The 22,682-nt window shown below is 38.5% G+C and carries 25 protein-coding genes and 1 other RNA gene; 9 read left to right on the top strand and 17 right to left on the bottom strand.

Annotated elements, in window-relative coordinates; genetic code table 11:
* Positions 1–80 precede the first annotated feature (80 nt).
* The 4 genes from EP1X_RS03440 to EP1X_RS03425 form a co-directional block, all read right to left on the bottom strand.
* Positions 81–1,424 carry an acetyl ornithine aminotransferase family protein gene (locus tag EP1X_RS03440; RefSeq protein WP_055281741.1) on the bottom strand — a complete coding sequence of 448 codons (1,344 nt, stop codon included), beginning with the start codon at positions 1,422–1,424 and terminating at the stop codon, positions 81–83.
* 158 nt (positions 1,425–1,582) lie between these two features.
* The gene (gene trxB, locus EP1X_RS03435; RefSeq protein ID WP_055281739.1) at positions 1,583–2,578 is read right to left on the bottom strand and encodes a thioredoxin-disulfide reductase; all 996 of its coding nucleotides are present in this window, start codon (positions 2,576–2,578) and stop codon (positions 1,583–1,585) included.
* A gap of 65 nt (positions 2,579–2,643) precedes the next feature.
* Positions 2,644–3,177: a metal-dependent hydrolase gene (locus tag EP1X_RS03430; RefSeq protein ID WP_055281737.1), complete on the bottom strand. Its 534-nt coding sequence runs from the start codon at positions 3,175–3,177 to the stop codon at positions 2,644–2,646.
* Positions 3,174–4,379 carry an ATPase gene (locus EP1X_RS03425; RefSeq protein WP_055281736.1) on the bottom strand — a complete coding sequence of 402 codons (1,206 nt, stop codon included), beginning with the start codon at positions 4,377–4,379 and terminating at the stop codon, positions 3,174–3,176. The genes EP1X_RS03430 and EP1X_RS03425 overlap by 4 nt, the downstream gene beginning before the upstream one ends.
* A 64-nt stretch (positions 4,380–4,443) precedes the next feature.
* Between EP1X_RS03425 and EP1X_RS03420 the strand changes: the two genes are divergently transcribed.
* Entirely contained in the window at positions 4,444–4,938 is a 495-nt protein-coding gene (locus EP1X_RS03420) for a THUMP domain-containing protein (protein WP_055281734.1), read from the top strand.
* 169 nt (positions 4,939–5,107) lie between these two features.
* Here the strand turns inward: EP1X_RS03420 and queC are convergent, their stop codons facing one another.
* From queC to cutA, 5 genes are all read right to left on the bottom strand, one after another.
* Positions 5,108–5,827, bottom strand: a complete 720-nt coding sequence (gene queC, locus EP1X_RS03415; RefSeq protein WP_055281732.1) for a 7-cyano-7-deazaguanine synthase QueC — start codon at positions 5,825–5,827, stop codon at positions 5,108–5,110.
* A 36-nt stretch (positions 5,828–5,863) separates the two neighbouring features.
* On the bottom strand, positions 5,864–6,334 hold the full coding sequence (locus EP1X_RS03410) for a hypothetical protein (RefSeq protein WP_055281730.1): 471 nt from the start codon (positions 6,332–6,334) through the stop codon (positions 5,864–5,866).
* 319 nt (positions 6,335–6,653) lie between these two features.
* Positions 6,654–6,966: signal recognition particle sRNA (gene ffs, locus EP1X_RS09990), an RNA gene on the bottom strand.
* Between the two features lie 100 nt (positions 6,967–7,066).
* Positions 7,067–7,654, bottom strand: a complete 588-nt coding sequence (locus tag EP1X_RS03405; protein ID WP_055281728.1) for a DUF99 family protein — start codon at positions 7,652–7,654, stop codon at positions 7,067–7,069.
* Positions 7,651–7,956 carry a divalent-cation tolerance protein CutA gene (cutA, locus tag EP1X_RS03400; protein WP_055282087.1) on the bottom strand — a complete coding sequence of 102 codons (306 nt, stop codon included), beginning with the start codon at positions 7,954–7,956 and terminating at the stop codon, positions 7,651–7,653. Before cutA ends, EP1X_RS03405 begins: the two co-directional genes overlap by 4 nt.
* A gap of 82 nt (positions 7,957–8,038) precedes the next feature.
* Here cutA and EP1X_RS03395 point away from each other — a divergent pair, with 82 nt between their 5' ends.
* Positions 8,039–8,314: an acylphosphatase gene (locus EP1X_RS03395; RefSeq protein WP_055281727.1), complete on the top strand. Its 276-nt coding sequence runs from the start codon at positions 8,039–8,041 to the stop codon at positions 8,312–8,314.
* Here the strand turns inward: EP1X_RS03395 and EP1X_RS03390 are convergent.
* Positions 8,311–8,904 carry a hypothetical protein gene (locus tag EP1X_RS03390; protein ID WP_055281724.1) on the bottom strand — a complete coding sequence of 198 codons (594 nt, stop codon included), beginning with the start codon at positions 8,902–8,904 and terminating at the stop codon, positions 8,311–8,313. The two genes, EP1X_RS03395 and EP1X_RS03390, sit on opposite strands and share 4 nt — an antisense overlap.
* A 126-nt stretch (positions 8,905–9,030) precedes the next feature.
* On the opposite strand from EP1X_RS03390, the gene EP1X_RS03385 reads away from it, so the two are divergent.
* Complete coding sequence (locus tag EP1X_RS03385; RefSeq protein ID WP_055281723.1) at positions 9,031–11,019, top strand: DUF460 domain-containing protein; 1,989 nt, start codon at positions 9,031–9,033, stop codon at positions 11,017–11,019.
* Between the two features lie 83 nt (positions 11,020–11,102).
* A complete protein-coding gene (locus tag EP1X_RS03380) occupies positions 11,103–12,116 on the top strand; it encodes a radical SAM protein (RefSeq protein WP_055281721.1) in 1,014 nt (337 codons plus the stop codon).
* A 2-nt stretch (positions 12,117–12,118) separates the two neighbouring features.
* Here the strand turns inward: EP1X_RS03380 and EP1X_RS03375 are convergent, their stop codons facing one another.
* Positions 12,119–13,066 (bottom strand): TIGR00269 family protein, encoded by a 948-nt coding sequence (locus tag EP1X_RS03375; protein WP_055281719.1) that lies wholly within the window; start codon positions 13,064–13,066, stop codon positions 12,119–12,121.
* 115 nt (positions 13,067–13,181) lie between these two features.
* Here EP1X_RS03375 and EP1X_RS03370 point away from each other — a divergent pair, with 115 nt between their 5' ends.
* Positions 13,182–13,916 (top strand): hypothetical protein, encoded by a 735-nt coding sequence (locus EP1X_RS03370; protein ID WP_055281717.1) that lies wholly within the window; start codon positions 13,182–13,184, stop codon positions 13,914–13,916.
* Here the strand turns inward: EP1X_RS03370 and EP1X_RS03365 are convergent.
* The 5 genes from EP1X_RS03365 to EP1X_RS03345 form a co-directional block, all read right to left on the bottom strand.
* On the bottom strand, positions 13,909–14,421 hold the full coding sequence (locus EP1X_RS03365; RefSeq protein WP_055281715.1) for a TIGR00725 family protein: 513 nt from the start codon (positions 14,419–14,421) through the stop codon (positions 13,909–13,911). The genes EP1X_RS03370 and EP1X_RS03365 overlap by 8 nt on opposite strands.
* A 4-nt stretch (positions 14,422–14,425) precedes the next feature.
* On the bottom strand, positions 14,426–15,559 hold the full coding sequence (locus EP1X_RS03360) for a site-2 protease family protein (RefSeq protein ID WP_055281713.1): 1,134 nt from the start codon (positions 15,557–15,559) through the stop codon (positions 14,426–14,428).
* A gap of 139 nt (positions 15,560–15,698) precedes the next feature.
* The gene (locus tag EP1X_RS03355) at positions 15,699–16,448 is read right to left on the bottom strand and encodes a biotin/lipoate A/B protein ligase family protein (protein WP_055281711.1); all 750 of its coding nucleotides are present in this window, start codon (positions 16,446–16,448) and stop codon (positions 15,699–15,701) included.
* A 46-nt stretch (positions 16,449–16,494) separates the two neighbouring features.
* The gene (locus EP1X_RS03350) at positions 16,495–17,007 is read right to left on the bottom strand and encodes a signal peptidase I (protein ID WP_055281709.1); all 513 of its coding nucleotides are present in this window, start codon (positions 17,005–17,007) and stop codon (positions 16,495–16,497) included.
* Positions 16,986–17,537, bottom strand: coding sequence for a DUF531 domain-containing protein (locus tag EP1X_RS03345; protein WP_055281707.1), 552 nt, complete (start codon positions 17,535–17,537; stop codon positions 16,986–16,988). Before EP1X_RS03345 ends, EP1X_RS03350 begins: the two co-directional genes overlap by 22 nt.
* Positions 17,538–17,608: 71 nt before the next feature.
* Here EP1X_RS03345 and EP1X_RS03340 point away from each other — a divergent pair, with 71 nt between their 5' ends.
* The 4 genes from EP1X_RS03340 to EP1X_RS03325 are packed head-to-tail and all read left to right on the top strand — an operon-like array spanning position 17,609 to position 21,564.
* Positions 17,609–18,679 carry a hypothetical protein gene (locus tag EP1X_RS03340; protein WP_055281705.1) on the top strand — a complete coding sequence of 357 codons (1,071 nt, stop codon included), beginning with the start codon at positions 17,609–17,611 and terminating at the stop codon, positions 18,677–18,679.
* 18 nt (positions 18,680–18,697) lie between these two features.
* On the top strand, positions 18,698–19,633 hold the full coding sequence (locus tag EP1X_RS03335) for a dipeptidase (RefSeq protein WP_055281703.1): 936 nt from the start codon (positions 18,698–18,700) through the stop codon (positions 19,631–19,633).
* 46 nt (positions 19,634–19,679) lie between these two features.
* Positions 19,680–20,519, top strand: coding sequence for a methyltransferase domain-containing protein (locus tag EP1X_RS03330; protein WP_055281701.1), 840 nt, complete (start codon positions 19,680–19,682; stop codon positions 20,517–20,519).
* 58 nt (positions 20,520–20,577) lie between these two features.
* Positions 20,578–21,564 carry an AIR synthase family protein gene (locus EP1X_RS03325; RefSeq protein WP_055281699.1) on the top strand — a complete coding sequence of 329 codons (987 nt, stop codon included), beginning with the start codon at positions 20,578–20,580 and terminating at the stop codon, positions 21,562–21,564.
* Here the strand turns inward: EP1X_RS03325 and EP1X_RS03320 are convergent, their stop codons facing one another.
* Positions 21,565–22,635, bottom strand: a complete 1,071-nt coding sequence (locus EP1X_RS03320; protein ID WP_055281697.1) for an mRNA surveillance protein pelota — start codon at positions 22,633–22,635, stop codon at positions 21,565–21,567. It lies immediately after the preceding gene.
* Positions 22,636–22,682: the final 47 nt, after the last annotated feature.

Genomic DNA, 22,682 nt, shown 5'->3' with positions numbered 1-22,682 from the left:
GTTAAAACTTGAGATAAAGGTTTAAAAATTTTTCTCTCAAAAACGCAAGAACATAAAAGTAGAAGAAAAAAGAATAGAAATCAGCCAACAACAGCCTTAATGGCCTCTTCGAGAATGTCCAAACCAATCTTGGCCTCTTCTTCATCAACTGTAAGTGGTGGGATCAACCTTAAGGCACTCTTTCCGCAACCAAGTGTTGCAAGGCCCCTCTTGAGGGCTTCAACTACAACTTGGTTTCTTTCGTTACTTGCGTACTCTTTGCTCTTTCTGTCTTTTACGAATTCAATGGCCCATGCAAGACCAAGACCCCTAACATCACCAATAATCTCGTATTTATCATACATTTCTTGAAGTCTCTCTTTAAATAGTGGTTCAAGTTTTTGAGCATTCTCGAGTAGCCCATTTTCAAGCTCGTCAATAACTGTCAAAGCAGCCACACATGCAAGGGCATTTCCTCCATAAGTGTTGCTGTGAACTCCCGAAATTCCAAAGTCTAGATCTTTTCTGAAGATGGTTGCACCAATTGGAACTCCCCCACCAAGAGCCTTTGCAAGGCTTATAGTGTCTGGAGCTACTCCAAAGTGTTCTATTGCAAACATTTTACCTGTTCTTCCCATTCCCATCTGAACTTCGTCATCCATGAGCAGTATCCCATGCTTCTCAGCAAGCTTCTTGAGTTCCTTGAAGAAATTCTTTGGTGGTACTACATAACCCCCTTCTCCTTGAATTGGCTCAAATATTATTCCAGCGACCTCTTCAGGAGGTACATAATGAGCAAAGAGGTAGTCTTCTATGTATTCAAGAACTCTATTAACAAGCTCATCTGGCTCCTCATAACCATCAATATGCCAGGGGTTTCTGTAAGGGTTTGGATATGGTACATGTTCAACACCAGGCATTGTTGGGAACATTCTTGACCTGTGAACAGGTTTACTTGCAGTTAGACTCATTGTACCATGTGTTCTTCCATGAAACGCGCCGATAAATGCTATGAAGAGTTTTCTTTGGGTAGACCACTTTGCGATTTTTATAGCCGCCTCATTAGCCTCGGTTCCACTATTTGAGAGAAATGTCTTCTTTTCAAAATCTCCTGGGGCAATGCTATCAAGTTTTTCAGCCAATGCAACTTGATAAGGATTATAGTAGTCAGTTCCAGCCCCATGAATCAACTTATCGAGTTGTTCCTTTAGAGCCTCAACAACCTTTGGGTTTCTAAGACCCGCGTTAAGAACACCTATTCCAGAAGAGAAATCAAGAATCCTGTTCCCATCCACATCAATCCAGTAGTTCCCCTCGGTCCTCTCTATAACAAGGAAATACTCATTTGGATCGTTTGTCGTTGTGGCCATGTACTTGTGGTGCTTCTCTATTATTTCCCTAGCTTTTGCTCCCGGAATTTCTTTAACCTGAGGTCCCTTCACCATGTTTGCTCACCGTTGTATAGAATATTTTCCACCTATATAATTTTATGTTCACTAAAAGCTACTTTTGGTCGAAAAAGTTTCGGGATTCGTGAAAAAGAAGAAGTAGTTTTGCAATAAAACCAAAAGAAAAAGTTGCAAAATAAATTCACAAAAAGAATTTATTCTTCTTGTACCTGAGATTTCCAATTTTCCAAGAGGTCCTTTGCAGAGTTTGCTGCAACGGCTCCCTGGCCAACTGCGACTGCAATTTGCTTGAATACATTTGTTATATCGCCCGCAGCAAAAAGCCCTTTTATCTTTGTTCTCATGTACATGTCAACAGGTATGTACCCTTGTTCGTCTGTAATACCCAAATGCTTAACAAAATCAGTTTTTGGCTCGTAACCTATGAAAACGAATACTCCATCGACTTTTTTCTCAAATATCTCGCCAGTCTTAACGTTCTTCAATACAACGCTTTCAACTTTTTTGTCCCCCTTGATTTCTACAACGACGGTGTTCAACAATGTAGGAATTCCTTTCTGCCTGAATCTATCTTGAAGTATTTTGTCTGCTCTAAACTGCTCTCTCCTGTGTACTAGGGTTACATTAACCCCGATTTCATTAAGATATAAGGCCTCCTGAAGTGCAGTATTCCCTCCACCTACAACTATAACATCCTTGCCTTTAAATAGGGGACCATCACACGTTGCACAGTAACTAACACCTCTTCCATAGAATTTATCTTCCCCTGGAACCCTAAGCTTTCTAGGTTCGGCTCCCACCGTTATTATAACACTCCTGGCTTTGTAGACCTTCCCATTTTTTGTTTTCACTTCAAATTTACATGGGCCTTCGTAGTAAGCGCACTCTGCCAGATCTATCCTCTCTACTTCATCAAAAATTATTGGCACATCAAGCTTTTTTACTTGTTCATGCATTCTATTAGCTAGTTCAGAGCCTTTCACTCCATCTGGAAATCCAGGATAATTTTCAATGATGTCTGTGAGAGCAACATTTCCCCCTATGTCCTTTGAGATTATCAATGTATCAAATCCATAACGAGCTGAATATATGGCTGCTGTAAATCCTGCAGGACCTGCTCCAATTATTAGAACGTCCCAAGTCTTTGTCTCGTCAATGCTGCCTTGTGATAAACCTCCCAAACTGAACATCTTCCCACCTCCAGTTTGCAACTTTTGGTTGAATACTTAAAAACATTATGGAACAACTTTGGGAACTAAATTAATTTCACCTCTTTATCCACTATTAAGTGAAGAACATACCCTAGAAAGGCTACAAACCCCACAAATAAAGCCTCTCCAAATTTAAAAACGAGGCCATACCTACATAAGGCAAAGATGGATAAACCATAGATTGTGGCAAAGGTAATAGAGTGTACTATTCCTCTATGTTTTGGAAGTACGGCAGAAAAGGCATACCACGCCCCTACTGCAAAAAGAGCTCCTACTACCCATGCAACACTCTCATCCATCCAAGTCTTATTTCCGAACAAAACATAATCTCTAACCCTAACGAATACCGCACTGCCTACGAATACTGAAACTATAGGTTTTATTCCTCTATGTATTAGTGCCTCTGGGTGATCAAGATCAGGTAAATCAGCTCCAAGAACATAAACACCATACCCAAAAATCATTGCCATCAAACTCAATTCAAACGGAATATTTGCATATTGTTTTAGAAAAGATGCAAAAAAAACTGCTAAGGGATAAGTTAGAAGGCCACTGAGAACATGGCCATTATAATTCATTGCTTTTCCTCCACCTCTTGCTCCTCAAGGAATTTTCTAACATAGTCTGGAACTTTGTAATTCCCCTTCGGATCTCCTACTAAAAAGCCCAATCTTATTAGTTCTTCTAAGTGGTCATAAACTTGAACTCCTGGCTTTTTCACTTCTTTAGCTATCTGAATATAACTCGCCGGCCCTCCATTGAACTGGTATACTATAGTTTCTACTAAATCTCTGTAATCTTTTGGTATTCTCATCAAATATTCTTCCAAGTTCTTGGGCTCCTCCAGTATGGTTGTAACCACATAGTCATCTATTGGGTCAAATTTATGTTTACTGGCCTCACTTAATACATAATGGAGAAGCCTTAAGATTTGTCTCGGATTGCCCTTTGCAAGTTGGTGAATAAGTCTTATTGCCTCATCAGTAAATGGATACACCGGATCGTCGGTATCTCTAATTCTAACTTTATTAAGCCTCTTCTTAACGAGTTCAAAAGTTTCATCAAGACTCATTGGTCTTAACTTAAATTCATAATGCAATCTCATAAAAAAGGCGGGGAAAATTTTTGAGTACTCCTCATAGGCGTCAGGTATACAGGCAAAACCAACGATACATCCAGGAGGCATGTTGCTTATAAAGTGCCTTAACATTTCAAAAAAGAGAATCTTTTCTTCTTCACTTGCCGTTTGCATATTTTCCAACTCATCAAGAAGCACTGTAGAATAAGGATACTTACTCAATTCCTTTGTCAGCATTTCAGCAATATCTCTCGATTTGTACTCTTTAGTTGAAGATAACATCTTTTCAAGACGATCTATAAAACCTAACTTTCTGGAGAGATTTTCAAGAAAGATATTGGTCCTGGTTTTTGGTGGCTTTAACCCATTAAACATGTCTCGCGTGAGTTTTAAGATATCATTTGTATCCACTTTAATATAAATTGCCTTTCCTCCTTGCTCTGATATAGTTTTATGAATACTTTTAAGTCTCTGGGTTTTCCCCATTCCTAAAGGACCCACTAAAGAAAATGCTATTGAACTTTTATTCCCAATCACCTCTGAGATTATCATGGATAAGCGCATATCCACCTCTTGGTAAACATGTATACTCTCTACGTCTTCTATTCCTTCACTTGCCAATTGTTCAAAAGGATTTTTTGCTAGACCATATACTTCATAAGATGGAGGGGAATAAACTTTAAGTGTGCTAGGCCTTTCCATTTTACCCACCAAGTTTAAATTTTAAGTAAGAGGATATATAAACTTGTCCATAGAGGTGAAGAAAATGACCACACTGCTTGTAACAGTACCTGGTGGAAGAGAGGGTGATGCTGCTCTCGAGCTTGAATGGGCTCTTGGAGATGCAAGAGTTAGACGTGCAAAGTGGAGAGGAGTGTTAATAGTCAAAACACGTCTCGAAAAAGATGAAGCATTGGAAAGGATAAAGGAGTTTGACACTACAGCTATTTTTAAAGTTCTACCTCTAGAGAAATTAGTCATGAGTAAAAAGGAAGTAATAATGGAAGAAGCCTTCGAAATGGCTAAAGAACGTATTAAAGAAACCGAGAGTTTTGCAGTTAGGTGTAAAAGAAGAGGTAACTGGATATCTTCCGGGAAAGAAATAGAAATTGAACTTGGAGCAAAAATAAAGGAGACTCTAAACGCCAATGTTGATCTCACTAATCCCGATTGGTACGTTTGGATAGAAGTTCTCGGAAAGCAAACGGGTATAAGTGTCATTAGGCCAGAAGAAATAATAAAGAAGAGAGTAGAGTTTTAAAAAGCCCTTTGAAGATCTACTAACCTCCCTTTCACCCTAGGAGGAAAAATTTCAGGTAGTAGGACGTTGAACTGCATAAGTTATAACTTGTAAGTTACAACTTTTCATGACACTTTTAATTTTTAGAAAATTTAAAAGCTAAAGGAGATCCAAACATATCGCTAAGCTCTTAGATTCTTGGTTGCACTCTATAAACTGTCCTATCTTCCCCTATACTATCAATAAGACCACGATGTCTCCTTATACAGCTTTCACATTCCCCACAATGAATCGGCTTTCCATCTTCTGTAAACCCTTTAGGCATATAACAGGAATTGGAATACTCATACTTCGCACCAAATTCTTTCAGAAGTCTTGCTATTCCTTTTTTGTCCAACCCTATTAGCGGTGCAACTACTTTGACATCACTCATTGATCCATATTTTAACATATTGTTCATTTTTTCAACGAATTCAGGAGTATTATCGGGAAATGTCATACCTTCTTCCGCGTTGAAACCTACAATTATATCTCCACCACCAAGGGCATCCAAGAGAGATGCTGCTACTGCTATAAGTACAACGTTTCTAGCAGGCACCCAAACACTTTTTGCCGTTTCTTGTGCTATTTCTAGATTCTCAAGCTCTTGAGCAGTCACTTTTGGTGTTTCTCCGCCTACTAGTGTGGTTCCACGAAGCTTGGAAAACTCTTCGAGGAACTCAAGCCCAACGATTTTTAATGGAACATTGAGTTCTTTAGAGAAAAACTCCGCGACTTTATTTGTAACTCTTTCCTCATTGCTACCATAGTTTATAGTGAGCATAATAACCTCATCATAATTCTTTTTTGCCCAATAGAGGCAAGCAGTACTGTCAAGACCTCCACTAAATAATACCACAGCTCTTCTCATTTTCATCCCTCCAACTCTTTGATGGTCTTTAGTAGGTTATGAACTTTTCCAAAGAAAAGTCAGAGTAGGAAGAGAGACAAAGAACAAGATTCCATGCAATAAAACAAAAGGCGTGAAAATGCTAAAGTCAAACTCTTTAAGGAGGGCCGTAACCAAGCTTAACATAATCAGGGCCCCCCAGAAAGCTGGAATCAACAGCACAAATGAGGTAGCAATTTTTATTTTACTAACTTCAGCAAATGAAAATAACAATGTTAAAAGTCCCCAGAGTGTCCAGAATACTCCATCATTTCCTCCCACATCATCCCAATCATATACAAACTCATCGTACTCCCAAGTGAGCTTCACATAGTAAGCATGGGTTAAGTGAGATAGTCCAATGAAAATCTCTAGAAGTGCAACAGCTAGAATCAGTTTTTGAACCTTTGACCTTTTAGAGAGATTAAACATCATGTTCCCCTTATAGTATTTGATGTAGATCTCTAAAAACTTTATTCTGAATATCATTTTATCTCTTTAAACGAAAGAACACTCAGATGATCTCCAAACCACTAACAATATGCGAAAGCGTGTTGAAATATTTTTTAAACTTTAGTCATGATAATTATTGACAATGTCCAATACTAAGAATACTCAGAGTCTAAAAGCCAATAGGAGGTTTCTCAGCCATTCCATTTTTGTTATTAGTAATTAGCTCTTATAGCATTTATATTACTAATGAAAAAGTTTTCTGTTCACTAAAAAGATGCTATTTGATTCAAATCACATGCAAAGAACAGTCAAGTGCAGTGAATCCTAGAGCAAAGATTACATTTAATTTTTACGGCGGCGGACGCACCCGAGGGTGGGAACCCTCCTCCAGCGGCTTCCACCGAGACTTGCTCGCCCCCGCTACCCCACGAGCGCCGAACGTCCCGCCTACCGCTGCTCCCTTCCGGGCCTCGCGGGGTTCAGCGGGCAAAGGGAGTTAGCGGAGCCCTTCAGCTCCACCTCTCCCACCGCCGGCCCCGTGGGACAAGGGCTCATGGCTCCTCTCGGCTTCCGCCGCTGGATTCAGGAACCGCCCCTCGGGCTTCGGCCCCCGCATATCGACGGTTTCGGGTTCCAGGGGACGCCGAACCCCCCAGCCTAGTCCGCCGCCATTTAGAATTATAATGTGAAGGTTATATAAAGGTTTGGTATTCCTATACTCAGAGAAGAACATACATTTGATTTATAGCGTCTTATCAAAAAAGAGCCCTATTCCTTTTTGGATTCTCCGCTCATAACCGCAGACGCTATCATATGAGCCAACCTTAAAGGCTCAGGGATTAAAGAACTTTTTTGAGCTAATCTTATTATTTCTTCGGCTTGTTCATGAGAAATTCCAACAGCCTGATAGTACAACTTCCCGGGGATTAACTCTTTTATTTTGCCTGCTTTGTGTAAGAGGCTTATTCTCTCCTCAGCATCGGAGAAATGTTTCTTTAAAGCCTTTTCCATAGCTTGTAAGTCAGGCTTTTTCCTTATTACCACTATAACTGGCAGACCAGTCTCCTTGTTGAGTCTTACAACATCCACTACATTAAAACCTGCATAGGTGACTCCCTTTAGCATTATGATTCTCAAATCCTTAAAACGGGAATTGACTATAGCCTCAATCATTTTCTCAGTTGCATCTTTTCCATCAACCTCAATCCATCGCGTTACAACTCCCATGACCTCCTGAGAACCTTTCATAATAACACCAACCAGAATAGTCCTATCCCGGTTAAGTTTAGATTTAAAAGAAAAAGTCCCATCATCAAATCCAATGATTCTTATCTGAGATTTGACTTTCCTTATCATTCCGTAACCTCTATCAGCCAATCTAAATATTCCTTATTCACATGATCGACATCTATTCTTATTATTGCTGGTACAGTGTAAGGATGAAGCTCCTTAAGAGTCTTTTTAAGTTCACTCCAGAGATCAACTTTCGTTTTTAAGACTGCTCCAACTTCAGTATCTTCCTCAACTTTTCCTTGCCACCAGTAAAAAGCCTTATGCTCCCTGAGATTTGCACATGCAATTAGTCTTCTCTCTAAAAGCTCTTTTGTGATTCTCTCAGCGCTCTCCCAATTAGGAAAAGTTGTGTAAACAAGTATCATTTCACTCATGTTTATCCCCACCTAAAGGTATAAGTAAGATAAACTTAAATTTTGTGCTGGTTATTCTTAATGGGGGGAACGAATGGAGATAGTAAGAGCACATCTAAGGATATATGGAAGGGTTCAGGGTGTAGGATTTAGATGGAGCATGCAAAGAGAGGCCAGAAAACTTGGAGTCAGTGGCTGGGTAAGGAACCTTCCCAACGGTAGTGTTGAGGCTGTCATCGAAGGAGAAAGAGAAAGGGTAGAAGCCCTCATTGGATGGGCCCATCAAGGCCCTTCATGGGCAAGAGTTACGAGAGTTGAAGTCAGCTGGGAAACCCCAAAAGGAGAAAAGGGATTTAGAGTTGTGGGTTAATTTTTCACATTTAACCCTTCAACAGCTACTTTCTTGGGACAATACTTTACTTCACAATAGCTACAAACTACTCTTTCCTTGCTTTTCTCAGGAGTGTGAAGAACCAGTTTCTTAAACCCAGGTATATCTTTTATTTTCACAAATACATCCACAGGTAAGGTCCCATCTATAACTATATATGCCTTGGCGTCTTCTTGTCTCAAATTTCTACTAAAGATCTCCATAATCGGCACATTACTCTCGTGAAGGTACCTCAAGAGTTCAGAGAGAGCAAATGAGTAATCTGCCTTCTCAAGTTCTATTTCTAATACTTCCCACCCCATAATTGGTGCCATGGTTATTAAACTTGGGAGGGGATTTAATTTTTCAAATATCATCTTTAATGGGTAGGTCTTTTCTATGTACTCAATAGTATGATAGATTATTTTTCTGTTAACTCCAATTATACGAGATAGTTCGCTTATTGGGACTTCCACATTTCTCAGATATATCTTACTGTTCCTTACACTCAGTCCATTCTCAAAAAGAAACTCCGCAACTTTTCTTCTTGCTGGGAAGTTCTTAAAATAAGCGTCTAATATGAGCATCATCTTTGATCACCTCTTATACAACATTGTGTATAAATGAATATTTAAGCTTTTCTACACTCAAATTGCGGCAAGTTTTAAAACATCTTTCCCAATATGCAAAACAGTGAAGAAAACCTCAGAAAGGTGATGCCTATTCTAGTTATTGGTATAGATATAATCAGTGAAGAGACAAAACGCTTTGCTGTGGTTAGTTGGTTTAATGGAAGATTAATTAAAAATGGCGAATTTACATTTTATCGATTAGTCAGATTCATACGGGCTAAACAGCCGGATATAGTTGCCACAGACAACATATATGAACTTGGAGAGTATTTAAGAAAATTCATAAGAGCTCTACCTCAAGGGACAAAGATTGTTCAAGTGACTGGAAGACCCGGAGAGCAGAAATCACTCTGGAGTTTAGCTAAAGAACATGGAATCAAAGTAGTGGACAAGTTCAATCCCTATGAAGAAGCTAAGGTATGTGCCCTTTTAGCAGTCAAGGGAATTGGTCATGAAGTACTAGCATTTGAAGATGAGGTAGTAATCAAAGTCTCAAGAGGGAGGAGTCAAGGAAAAGGCGGTTGGAGCCAAGACAGATACAGAAGGAGAGTTCACAACCTGATACAAAATAAAGTAAGAGAAATCGAGGAGACCCTTAAAAGGGCCAATATTCCTTTCGATTTAGAAATCAAAGAAAAAGACCAAGGATTAGAAAGAGGAGAATTTAGGGTATATGCCTCCCGGGAAGAACTCGCAGGATTAATTAAACCTATGAAGGGAGGAGATATAGAAGTAAGAATAAGGCCTGTAGAAAAGAAGACATTTGAATTCGTGCCACTAAAAAGCGAAAGTGCAATAAGAGAAAGAAAGAGCATCATTGTGGGCCTTGATCCTGGTATAACTGTGGGTATTGCTGCATTGGATTTGGATGGAGAGGTTTTGACATCATACAGCGAGAGAAATATGGCAGTTAGTGATATAGTCAGATTCATAAGTGAAATCGGACATCCTATAATAATAGCTACTGATGTAAATCCTGCTCCAGGTCTTGTCGAAAAAATCTCTCGGTCATTTAAAGCAATGCTCTTCGTTCCACGAGAGAGTCTGAAAGTGGAGGAGAAGAATGAGCTTTTAAGGAACTTAGGGATAAGCGTCGAAGATGATCATCAACGAGACGCATTGGCAGCAGCTTATAAAGCATACCTCCGCTTGAAACCAAAGCTTGATCATATAGAGGCAAAACTAAAGGAACTCGGCATTACAAAGAAAGGGGAGGAGATAAAGGCCTTAGTGATCCAAGGTTACAATCTTGGAGAGGCTATTTTAAAAGTCAAAGAGAGAGAAAAGCCAAGAGAAGAAGTCAAGCATGTAGAAGAAAAAGAGGTCTATGTAGACTTAACACCGTACATGGAAAAAATAAAAGAGTTGGAAACTACTGTAGAGCTTTTAGAACGAGAAAATCAAGAACTGAGAGCTATGATAGAAAAACAAAGAGAGATCATAGAAAGTCTGGAAAACAGAATTGCTACTTACGATGAAAAGATCAGAGAAAAGATTCTAAGAAGTAAAGAATTTGAGATAAAAGAAAAGAGAATAATACATCTCGAAAAGGAGTTGAGAGAGGCAAAAGCAATTATTGAAAAACTAAGCAGTGATTTAGTCTTAGCAAAGAGAATGCATCTTCTTGAACTTAGAGGATCAGCAGTGCCCATCAAAGTTATTGAAAACCTCACATGGAAAGAACTCGAAGAATTAGAGCGTTCTACTGGGATTAAGAAGGATGATGTCCTCTATGTTATCAACCCTGCTGGCGCAGGAAAAAGCCTCGCCGAGCACCTAGTTGAAAAAAGGATAAAAGCACTCATCAGTGCAAAAACCCTTCCAAATCTTGTTTATGAAGTGTTAAAAGAAAATAGAATCCCAATTCTTTATGAAAATGAAATAGAAGTAAAGAGAGTAGATGACTTTGCAATAGTTGACAGAAAAGAACTTGAAAAAGCAATAGAGGATAAGATAAAAGTTTGGGAAAAAGAGAAAAAAGAAAGGGAAATTCAAGAATTCCTCCGACTCGTTGAAGAATATCGCATTGAGCGTATTAAAGAACTCAAAAAGAAGTCTGAAGAAGGACATTAAATCCTAATTGACCACTCAATATACTCAAAGACACTCTAAGATTCAGAGAAAGCCTTAAGCCCACTAACACCAAGAATATCTCGATGAAAATCGAACCCCTGCATGAGAGAGAAGATGAAAAAATCAAATGTCTTGTTTGTGAAAGAAAATGTGTACTTAGTCCAAATAAAACAGGGCTGTGTAAAAATTACATAAATATAGATGGAAAACTACTCCATATTGGCTATGGAAAGTTAAGTGCCATTGAAAGTAGGCCTATTGAAATAAAACCCTTCTTTCACTACTATCCAAACAGCACAGCTTTAACCTTCTCAGGATTTGGATGCAACTTTTATTGTCCATGGTGTCAAAACTATCACCTAAGTTTTTCTGACCTACCACAAAATCCTAAAGAGACCTCGCCAGAAGAACTTGTGGAGTTAGCCCTAAGAAAAGGGGATAACGGGTTATGTGCAAGTTTTAATGAACCCACCACACTCTATACTTATCTCCTAGACGTCTTCGCACTTGGGAAGAAGAAAGGCCTTTATAACTGCCTTGTGACAAATGGATATTTCACCCATAGGGCACTGAGAAGATTAATTGAAAACGGAGCTTCTGGTTTTAGCATTGACATAAAAGGATGTCCAAAAATGAAGGTTCTTGGAACAATTGACAATAAAAATGTATTCAGAAACGCAAGAGAGGCCATAAAGCTAGGAGCTCATGTCGAGATGGTATACTTGGTTGTGACGAATACAAATGATTTTGAAGAGTGTTATAGGTGGATCTTCAAAAAGCACATGGAATTGCTTGGAGAAGACACCCCTCTCCATATAAACCGCTATTATCCCATGAATTACTGGAGGGAGAAAGAAACGCCTGTAGAGAGATTGCTGATGTTAAAAGAGGTGGCCCAAAGGGAGTACAACTTAAACTATGTCTACATTGGAAATATCGGCTCAATTAAACACGAAACTACTTACTGTCCAAAATGTGGAGAGAAACTTATAATTCGCTCCGCTTACAGGGTTTTAACATGGCGACTGACAAAAGATAATAAATGCCCAAAATGTGGAACTAAAATCCCCATCTATGGAGAATTCAAGCCATTTTGAAATTATTCCTTTTTTCTTTGCCTTTGTTGAACTTGAAGTCTAAAATTGCATGCTTTACAAATTTCCCCCGTTGTAGGTTGACCACAAATTTTACAGCGATTAAGATCTCTATGAGCATAAGCCTTTGCCAGGAGAGGGAACATTTTATCATAACTCCTCAAAATTTGATACTTGGTTCCAGGATGTTTCTCCTCCATTTCATTTACCCAATCCCTTATTTCGGCTCTAAAGGCCTCTATAGCATACGGACATTCACTAAAATCGGCTTCAATGTTGTTTAAGATTGCATAGAGAACTATTTCCTTCTCCGGAACTTCTCTAAGGGGTTTTATTCTTGGAACAAGCCCCTCATGGATCACCTCATAATATGGGCCAGTCCTACCAAGTCTTGCAACATCTCCTCTCATTATATTCATAAGAAACATTTGCACTTCATCATCTAGATTGTGCCCAACAGCTAGTTTATCGGCTTCTACATCTTGAGCCGCATAGTTTATAAGCCACCTCCTCCATACGCCACAATAAGAACAGGCCCCCACACGTTCTCGTTTTTCAAAGCTCCCCATTATACTGACAGTTTCATCCAGAGAGAAGCCAATATATTCTTTAAACGAATAAATTCTATGCTCAATTCCAAGTTTTTCAGCATTTCTCTTGGCAATCTCAACACTTTCGGGCCTGTAACCCTCTATTCCCTCATCTATGGTGATCGCAACTATTTCAAACGGAAACTTTTGGCTCAATTTGTGGAGAATGTGAAGCAAGACAACACTATCCTTTCCACCACTCACGCCAACTGCTATTCTATCTCCTCTCTTAATCAAAGCGTATTTCCTTACAGTTTGCTTTACTTTGCTCTCGACCATTTCATTAAAATGTTTGTGACAATAAAACTTGCCTTCATACTTAGCATAATATACGGCATCCCTTCCACATTTTGTGCACTTCATCTTTCACTCGCCTCAGTGCAGAGAAAGAATATCTCTTAAAAAACCTTTCCTCATAGCAAAAAAGTTTAAATAAATTTCACTCCAACTTATATCAATAGTTTTTGCGGTGATTACCATGGAATTGATAAAAACAAATATTCCATCATTGGACGAAACCCTTGGAGGAGGGCTTATAGAAGACAGTATCCTTCTCATCACCTATGACACCTATTCCCAAGGATGGACTCTGGCTTTTGAAATCTTAAGAAACAGAATAAAGGAAGGGGACTTTGGAGTTATAATAAACTCGGTAGTTCCACTCTCAATGCTCAATCTAGAATTAAAACGAATAAAATTTGATCTCTTTGAAGAAGGAGAGAAGAACAGGTTGGGAGTTATAGACATTTTCGCTTCATTCTACGGAATAGAGTATCAACAACCATATGTTTTCTATGAAAAAATGGATCCTGAAACGTATCTTCCTAAATTTATGGGAATTTATAGAAGAATGTTAGAAAAACAAATAAAAGACAAGAGACCCATTGGAATCCAAGTAACTGCAGATGGTTTTGCATTTTTAATAGGAGAGGAAGCTGAAATCCGAAATCTCCAAAAGAATCTTGCAGCAAAGGAAAACGCCCGCATTTATGAAAAAAGGAAAAGGCCAATAAACATAACTCTTCTTAATAGAGATCGTGTTTCTCAAAGATTCCTTTCATGGATCTCCCTTTATAGTCAATATCAAATAGACTTCAGTTCACAAGAAGGACAAGTGGAAGAGAAAATGTTCATTAGAAAATCCCCATTGCCCAAATTCAAGCCAACAACACGTATTTTCAAACTAGAAAATGGGAGAATAAAAATTATTTAGCGAGTTCTATAGCAAACTTGACAGCCTCTTTTACACTTTTTGTAAACTTAACCTTTACAAGTTTTTTATGATCGAAATAGCCATCAATAGCCAAAAGCTCTAATCTATCGCTTGCATATCCCGTATCCACTATGATAACTATAGGCTTTGAGTAGTCATATGCCATTAATGCTTCCACCATGGTACCAATTCCTCCACCCAAAACTACCAAGACGTCTGCAGAGTTAAGCATGATAGCACTTCTCTCAACAAAATCCATCCCTGTCTTTATCCTAATTGTGTTAAACTTGTTCCCTTCCTGTTTTTCAGGGAGTATTCCTATCACAATGCCTCCGAGTTTTGTAAACTCTTCGCTCACAATCTCCATTATTCCTCCTCTGCCACCAGTAAGTAGAACAACACGATCCTTATACTTAGCCAGCTCCCTAGCAAACTCTTTTGCCTTTTCAACAGCTTTTGGGAGTGGTTGGGAATCACTTGAACCAGCTATTGCTATTTGGATCATATAATCACCCCAATAGGTTTCTTAAAGCAGGAAATAGATTAATTGCCAATAGAAACAGTCCTATGCCCACAAAAAGATACGTGATGGACTTTGCTACCTTCGAGGGTAAGAAACTCTTGAGAATATCATCCAACATTTTTCCTCCATCTAAAGGTATGATAGGAAAGAGGTTCATTAACCCTATACCTAAGTTAAGTATGTATATCCAGTACAGAGAGAAGGATATCGGAAGAATAATGGTGTCAAATCCTATCCTTGAAGTTATGTATTGGGCCGGATAAACCCCTAAATATCCCTTCTTGGGATTATCTGGATGTGAACCGAGGGAAATATTGAATTTTAACACATTACCATTTCTAAGTACTTCAACTTCTATCATTTGACCGGCGGTTGTTTTATTCATTATGTCAAAAAACTCTTCCACAGCCTTGATTTCTTGCCCATCTATACTAACTATAACATCTCCTTTTTGTAAATAGTTCTGAGCAGGGCCCCCCGGAACTAAATTTGAGATCTCAACTCCTGCAGGTTGTATAATAGGAGTCAAGACAAAACTCAACAGCAAGAGTGCAGTAAAAGCCGCCACGATATTCCCCATTGAACCAGCAGCATATACCCGTAATCGACTCAATAACGATGCCTTATTGAGTGCTTCTTCATCAGGTTCAACAAATGCCCCAGGAATTACAAAAAAGAGCACAAGACCCACAGATTTTAATGGTAATCCTTCTGCTCTTGCAACAAACCCGTGACTAAGCTCATGGACAAACATAACTACAATTAGACCGACCAATCCATACCACAAGGGGATGGTAATCCCTGGAATCACGAGCTGAACACCAGGAGTGGCCGTTTTCGTCTTAAGACTTTGTAAAGCCAAGTTAAACAGAGTATAGAACACATATGCCATTCCTATAAAACCAATCCCTATAGCGAGGGTAGAGTAAGTTTTCCAGAACTTCCTAAATTTTGTACCCACTTGATCTATAAAATCCACAAAACGTTTGGTTCTCCATAAAGCAACAAAAAAATCAATTTGCAGACCTTCTTCTTTTTCCTCTCGATAATTCTTCCCAATGATATAAAGTATCCCCCAAAAACCAATGATCACTGCCACCACTGTGATTAAATCCACCATTCTCTCCACCAGATTTCACTTCTAAAGGGAGTTTAAAAAGATAGTGCATATCCTTAAAAAGAAAAGATACCAATATAAAAATGCAATGATGATTGATGGGCGAACCGAGGGATGAGGAAGGTTAGGTGATCGCTGAGCACTATCTTTGAAAATTCCAGCCCTCATTGCCATACTTTTCTTCTATCAGCTCTTCCACAAGTTCCAATTCATAATCAGTTAGCTTATCCTCCTTAAGAGGAAACTTTTCAAAGAACTTCATTTTCAAAAGGGTATAAACTTCCTCTCTAGAAAGTTTGACTCCCTCTCGTTCTAATGTTGTGACTCGTTCCCATATACTCGTGATGCCTTTATCTTGAAGTTTCTTTTGAGAGACTTTAAGAACCGAGGCAAGAATATCGAGACGTGTAGCATACATTAATGTACCATGTTGTAAAATAACTCCTTTTTTCCTAGTTTGAGCAGACCCGCTTATCTTTTTTCCGTTAGCAACTATATCATTTAAACCTGAAAACCTGCCATCGAGACCAAGTTCCTTTATAACCTCAACAAGTGGACTTGCAAGGAACCTATAACTTTCATCAACATTTTTTAAACTCTCGTGAAAGTCTTCTCTTATAATAACACTATATGTTATCTCTCCATATTGATCATGAAAAACACTCCCACCACCAGTTATTCTCCTCACCACTGGAATCCCCAGCTCTTTGCACTTTTCTAAGTTTACATCATACTCAACACTTTGAAATCTACCTATTGTAATGGAACTCGGTTTGAAAATATAAAGCCTGACAGTATCTTCGACTTTCCCCTCGATTCTTGCCTTTAATATAGCTTCATCCATAGCCATTTGAATCTCAGGCTTTGCAACAATCAGAGGAATAAATCTCATCCCACTACCTCCCTCATCCTTACTCATAACTGATTGCTTAATTTTGTTATCCTAAACCAAGCTTCTCCCTTACGATTAACGGAAGATATCCTATTTTCGGAAATACTAACAAAGCTTTTGATTCAATAGCCTCTTCCGGAATACATGGAAGCACGTCACCTTCAGCCAGTGGAAGATAACTCTTTAGATATGGGAACTCATTAATATCAAGGGGATAAAAGTCATGAACCCAGTTATTGTCCCCCTGTATAACAAAACACCTTTTTCCATTGTACTCTAGAATCTTTCTAACTCTGTGAATTATTGGATACTTTGTATATGGACGCCTATAGACCACCACATCCCCTACTTTTATTTCACTAGAGGGTACTCCTTTAAGAAGTACCACATCCCCTCTATAGAAAGTTGGTTCCATAGAACCACTTATTACAATGACTAAGGGCGAATCTGTGTGAAGCGCCACCTTTAACCCACTATGCACCATGAAGACTACCACCAAACTAATAAGCAAAAACGCAGCATCGGCCTTCCAACCACCTAGTAAATTCCTTTCCGCCATTTCAATGCCTCCATTAGTGTTCTAATTTTTGTTGGTATTGAGCCAATTGCAGTACACGTCTCTAGGCTGATTCTTTTTCCATCAGTTATATCCAAATGATATCTAGCTAACTTAAATATTTCCTTCGGTAAACCATGTCTTCCGAGACCTACAACTAACATAAAGCTTTCTCCTCTAAGCGCTCGTTGGGCAAGTTGATGCGAGGAGATTTCTTTGTTCTCATCTGGTTTTCTCGTGGTCGCGACCACATTACCAAACTGCGGAGGAAAGCCTGATTTAGGGAATTCTAGAATGTGAAACTTATTACTCTTTGCTAATTCCAGAAGATATTTACCACTTTCCCCTATTGTAGTATTTTCCGATATCTCCATAGCAATCTCCGCTGGTTTTTTCTTCTCAAATGGGAACCCTACAAGTGCAAGATGGAAATTAAAAGCATAACAAATTGGTGCTGCCCTAGCAATTGCCCTTAAATGGGCCTCATGAATCTTTTTTGGATCATATGAATTGTATAATGACAGAGTGAGCATTTTTGCCTCCCCACCAAATAAAAATCAACAATGTTTATTAACTTGTTTATCAAATATAATTTTTGGTAACCATGGTCAAAATTGAAGACATTGTGTATCTAGTAAAGAACAAAAGGTATGAAGAGGCTTTAGAGCTCGTTCGCCAATTAAAAGATAATTTAGAAAAAGTTCTAGCTCTAAGCAGTATGGCCAGGGAAGCTTTTTATACAGATCCCACAGCAACATATAGCTTCTTAGAAGACGCGGAATATTTTTCTGAAAAAATAAAGGACAAAAGAGAAAAAGCAATCGCTCTTGCAGACATTGCCTCAGTATACTTCCTAGTGGGAGATGTTGATTATAGCATGAGTCTTTTTGAAGACGCTATAAAAGAAACAGAGAAAATTAAAAACCCAGAAACAAGAATAAAGCCCTTAGAGGAGATAGCATACTATATGGGTATCTCTGGATTAGTAGAGCTTTCATTTGAACTCTTTGAGAGGATTTTTGACATAATAGTGAATCTAAAAATCAACTATGTGAAAAAAACTGAGTATCTACTAGATCTCGGAGATATGATGGAGAGAGTTGGAGATAGACTACCTTCTCAGGAAGCTATTACCTTTTACGAACGAGCTCACGACTTATTTGAGAAACTTCATGTCCCTGCAAAAGCTGCCACTGTTGAGAAAAAACTTGATCTAGCGAAGACGCTTACTACTGTAGGACTTCCAGAAATCAGAAATGCCGTTAGAGAAGGGAAATACGTATATGCCACAAAACTGGTTATCAGAAAATTTGATGAGGAGAAGATGATCACAGGTCTTTTAGAAATTGCACTCTGGATGAAAAAGAATGAAACTCTCGGTTATAACCAAATTGTAGATTCTGCACTTAAATATCTCAACAAAATCACATTTTCTCCAAACTTACTAAAGTACATTATTAGGCTCCTAATAAACCTAGAACGTTTCGAAAAAGCCCTAAAGCTTTCTGTGAAAATAGAGGATACCTACGTTCGTTCAGAAATCATGAGAGAGATTAGTATTGGTATGTTAAAAAGCGGTGAGATAGAAGGAGCCTTAAAACTCGCTGAAATGATACCGGATGAGGACACGCGCCTTTCCACTTTGATTGAACTCAAGAAAATGATAAAGTATTGAGGAAGAATGGTGATGAAAATGATTTTTGATGTTCATTCAGATTTGCCTACTTATATTTATGAAGAACGAAAAAAGGGAAGAAGCGCTGTTCTAGAAACTGAATTCTCCAAATTTTTTAGTGGACATATAACCTCCAGAGTAATGGCCGTCTGGAGCAGGCCCGAAAAGAGAGCCACTGCACTCAGATATGCACTTGAGGTTATAAATAATCTACACACGGATATTATAGAAAGTCCAAGTTTTGTTTTCGTGACAAATGTCACTGAAATGCAAGAAGCAATTAAAGATAACAAAGTAGCACTTTGGCTAGGATTAGAAGGCGGAGAACCTATAGAAGACAGCCTAGACCTGCTTGAAGTCTTCTACAATTTGGGTGTACGGGTCCTAACACTCACCTGGAATCTTAGAAATGCCATTGGTGATGGTGTTCTTGAACGAACCAAAGGGGGACTCACAAACTTTGGAGTTGAAGTTTTAGGGAAAGCGGAAGAGCTTGGAATACTCATCGATATTAGCCACATTAATGAAAATGGCTTTTGGGATGTGATTGAAACAACAGCTTTTCCCGTTATAGCCTCTCATTCAAATGCATATTCCTTATGCAAACACTCAAGGAATTTAAAAGATGAACAGATAAAAGCAATAGCCGAAAGAGATGGAGTAATTGGGATTAATGCTATTCCAAGTTTTATAGACCCTGAAGTCCCAACGCTCAACAAAATGATAAACCACCTCAAATACATAATTGATTTGGTGGGGTATAGATATGTAGGCTTTGGATTCGATTTCGTTTACTACCTCGGAAACCAAAGTGGAAAACGAGTTAAGGGATTCGAAAATGAAAGTGATATCCCTAAATTAATAAGGGCCTTAGAAGATATTTTCAGCAAAAAGGAAATTGAAGCAATCGTATTCAAGAACTTTGAACGAGTTTTTGAGAGAGTTATTGGATGACTAAAAGCTTTTTAATCTCTATTTTCTTTTCTAAGTTGTGAGAAACATGGAGGAAATATACTTCCTTACCTTTAGAGAAGCCAGAAGGCTACTGCTCCTGAGTGGTGAAGTGAGAGTAAACTTAGACTTAAGAAAAACAAACAGAACTCACACGATTGTTGTTAAAGAAAACAAAGTAATATTTCCTAACGGAGATGAAGTTGAAAAGAGTGTTCTTAAAAAGATAGCAAAAGATGAAAACACTGTTTATTTCATAAAAGATGGACACGTATACAAGGCTGCAATAGCTCGCAATGGATTTTACAAACTAGTTCCAACAATTCCCCCCACAATAGAAATAAATGGAATTAGAATGCATCGTACCAAAGACACAAATCCACTAAAAGACACAAGAAGTAAAGTAGATACTGTAAATCCTCAAGAAGGAGATTTTGTTTTAGATACTTGTATGGGATTAGGATATACAGCTATAGAAAGTGCAAAACGTGGTGCCTATGTGATGACTATTGAAAAAGACCCCAATGTCATTGAACTGGCCCATTTAAACCCCTGGAGTTCAGAACTTTTTAGCTCCCAAAATATTCAAGTGATTCAAGGAGATTCATTTGAGATCATCCGAAGATTCAGCGATAAAACCTTTGACATAGTCATTCATGACCCTCCTAGATTTTCTCTAGCTGGACATCTTTACAGTGAGGAGTTCTATAAAGAACTGTTTAGAGTCCTGAAACCAAAAGGAAGGATTTTTCACTACGTAGGCAAGCCTGGAGGTAAGTACAGGCGAAAAGACTTGCAAAAAGGTGTCATGGAAAGACTAAGAAAAGTTGGATTTATAAAAGTGAGACGGGCTGAGGAAGCCCTAGGAGTTGTGGCTTTTAAGCCATAGAGCTAAGATTGCTAAAAATTAATTCTTTCCTTTTAAAACCAAGAAGGAGGCTTTCAAAATGCTCCCACTTGGCAAAATTAGGAGTGAGGTCCTTAAGGAAATAGTCCTCAAAAACCTACCTTTAGACGATACAAAAATCATCTATGGGCCAAGAGAAGGATTCGATTCCGCTGTTCTAGAATATGACGACGATAGTTACCTTGTTATTGCCACAGATCCCATTCTGGGAGTCCCCAAAGAGAAATTCGGCTTTTTTACTTACCATTTTGCATCAAGCGATGTGGCCGTCTTTGGAGCAGACCCAAGATGGATAATAGTTGATCTTTTACTTCCCCCAAAAACTACAAAGGAAGATTTAACACTCATCATGAAAACACTAAAGGACGAGTGTAACAAATATAACACATCGATTCTTGGTGGCCATACTGGAGTTTACAATACCATCAAAGAGATAACCGCAACAACAACAGCCATGGGGTTAGTAAAGAAAAATGAACTAAAACTTCCATTAGCAAAGGCTGGAGACGATATCATCATTACAAAAGGTATTGCAATAGAATTTGCAGTTGGTGTCGCATGGTTCAAGACAGACGAGCTCAGAAAAATACTTTCTCCATCAGAAATAAATACTCTGAAGGAGATGTACAGACTCGAGACAGTAATTCCTGATGCCTTAGTAGCAAGAAAATTTGCCCGCGGTATGCATGATGCAACTGAAGGAGGATTGACGGCATTACATGAGATTGCCAATAATTCTGGGGTGGGATTTAAGGTTTATTATGAGAGGGTTTATATTCCATCACTCGTCAAAAAAGTAGTGAATCATTACAAAGTTGACCCATTAACGCTCTCCTCTACAGGTACATTGATAATAATTTCCCCAAAAGAGAAAACAAAGACTCTAATCGAAGAACTTCATAGACACGGAATTAAAGCCTTTAGAATTGGAAAGTTCACAGAAAGCAAGGAAAGAATACTCATTAAAAGAGGAAAAGAAGAAGAATTCCCAGAATTTGAGAGCGATGCATACGCTGAGATTTATTAGTTACTTTATTTTATACCTCAATAACGCAGCAATCCCTCCCAAAGCCTTGAGCTTCTCTCCGCCCTCATGTTCAGAGCTCACTATTACTACATTCCCTCTTGTCCCCCTCACAAATTCCATTATTTCTTCTATCCTTTCCTTAAGTTCGTCTTTTAAGAGTTCATCCAGAACAAGAAGTGTCTCTATAGCCCCATAGTTAGCTGCTTCTTCAACTTCTCCTAGACCATATGCAACAAGACCATTCTTTGCTATTTCCTCGATCACTTTCTCTACAAGCTGAATTTCTCTAGCAACTCTATTCTCATGATAAACTTTATCTACCGTCCCTCTTCTAATTACTTCGTAGATTCCGGTTCTTCCAGTAACACTTGTATCTTCTATAACAACTTTTTTTGCCAGTTCTGGGTAATTCTCACTTATAAACTTGTAAAAGTTTTCTTTTGTAAAGCCTGGCCCAGCCACAATAGTCTTTTCCACATTTTCCCTTTTCATTATCTCCATTATGGTTTTTGCCAGATCATGGAAAAATTTCTTTTCTTCACTCTCTCTATCAGCATTATACCTCTTTCCTCCAAGGTTATGAACTATATTTGCTATTGTCTCAACGCCGTATTCTCTAACAACTGCTATATCTGCTTCTCCTTCATCAATCACAACAATCATGACTCGTGCCCTTTGAGAAGCTTTTACTGCTTCCTCTAAGCGTTCTATATGGTGTTTTTTCCATCTCTCTTTCTGAATTGTGATCGTATTGTTCTCCTCAACCGCTATTGTGTGGTACTTTCCAAGAGGTACTTCCTCTCTCGAACTGTAAATTATGGGACCAGTTATTCTTAGAGCATTGGCAAACTTATGAAAGTTTATTTTTTCGACCTTTATTCCTAAAAATACTGGAATCGCCTGAACCTTTTCTGGCCTTAAAGAGTCACTTCTCTGGCTTTGCTTCCTGAGAGTTTTGGCATAAACAATATCATTCTCATCAATAATATGATAAAGGTGCCAGAGATCATCAAGAGTCTCAACCTTCACCTTGATTTTACCCTCTTTAAGATCTTGATGAATTATCTTCACCCTCACCACCCATTTGAAATTCACATCCTGCTTTTTTAAATATACAG

The sequence above is a fragment of the Thermococcus sp. EP1 genome (assembly GCF_001317345.1).
Taxonomy (GTDB): Archaea; Methanobacteriota_B; Thermococci; order Thermococcales; family Thermococcaceae; genus Thermococcus_A.
Note: the sequence above shows the minus strand (reverse complement) of the source record. Positions and strands in the feature narration are given on the sequence as shown.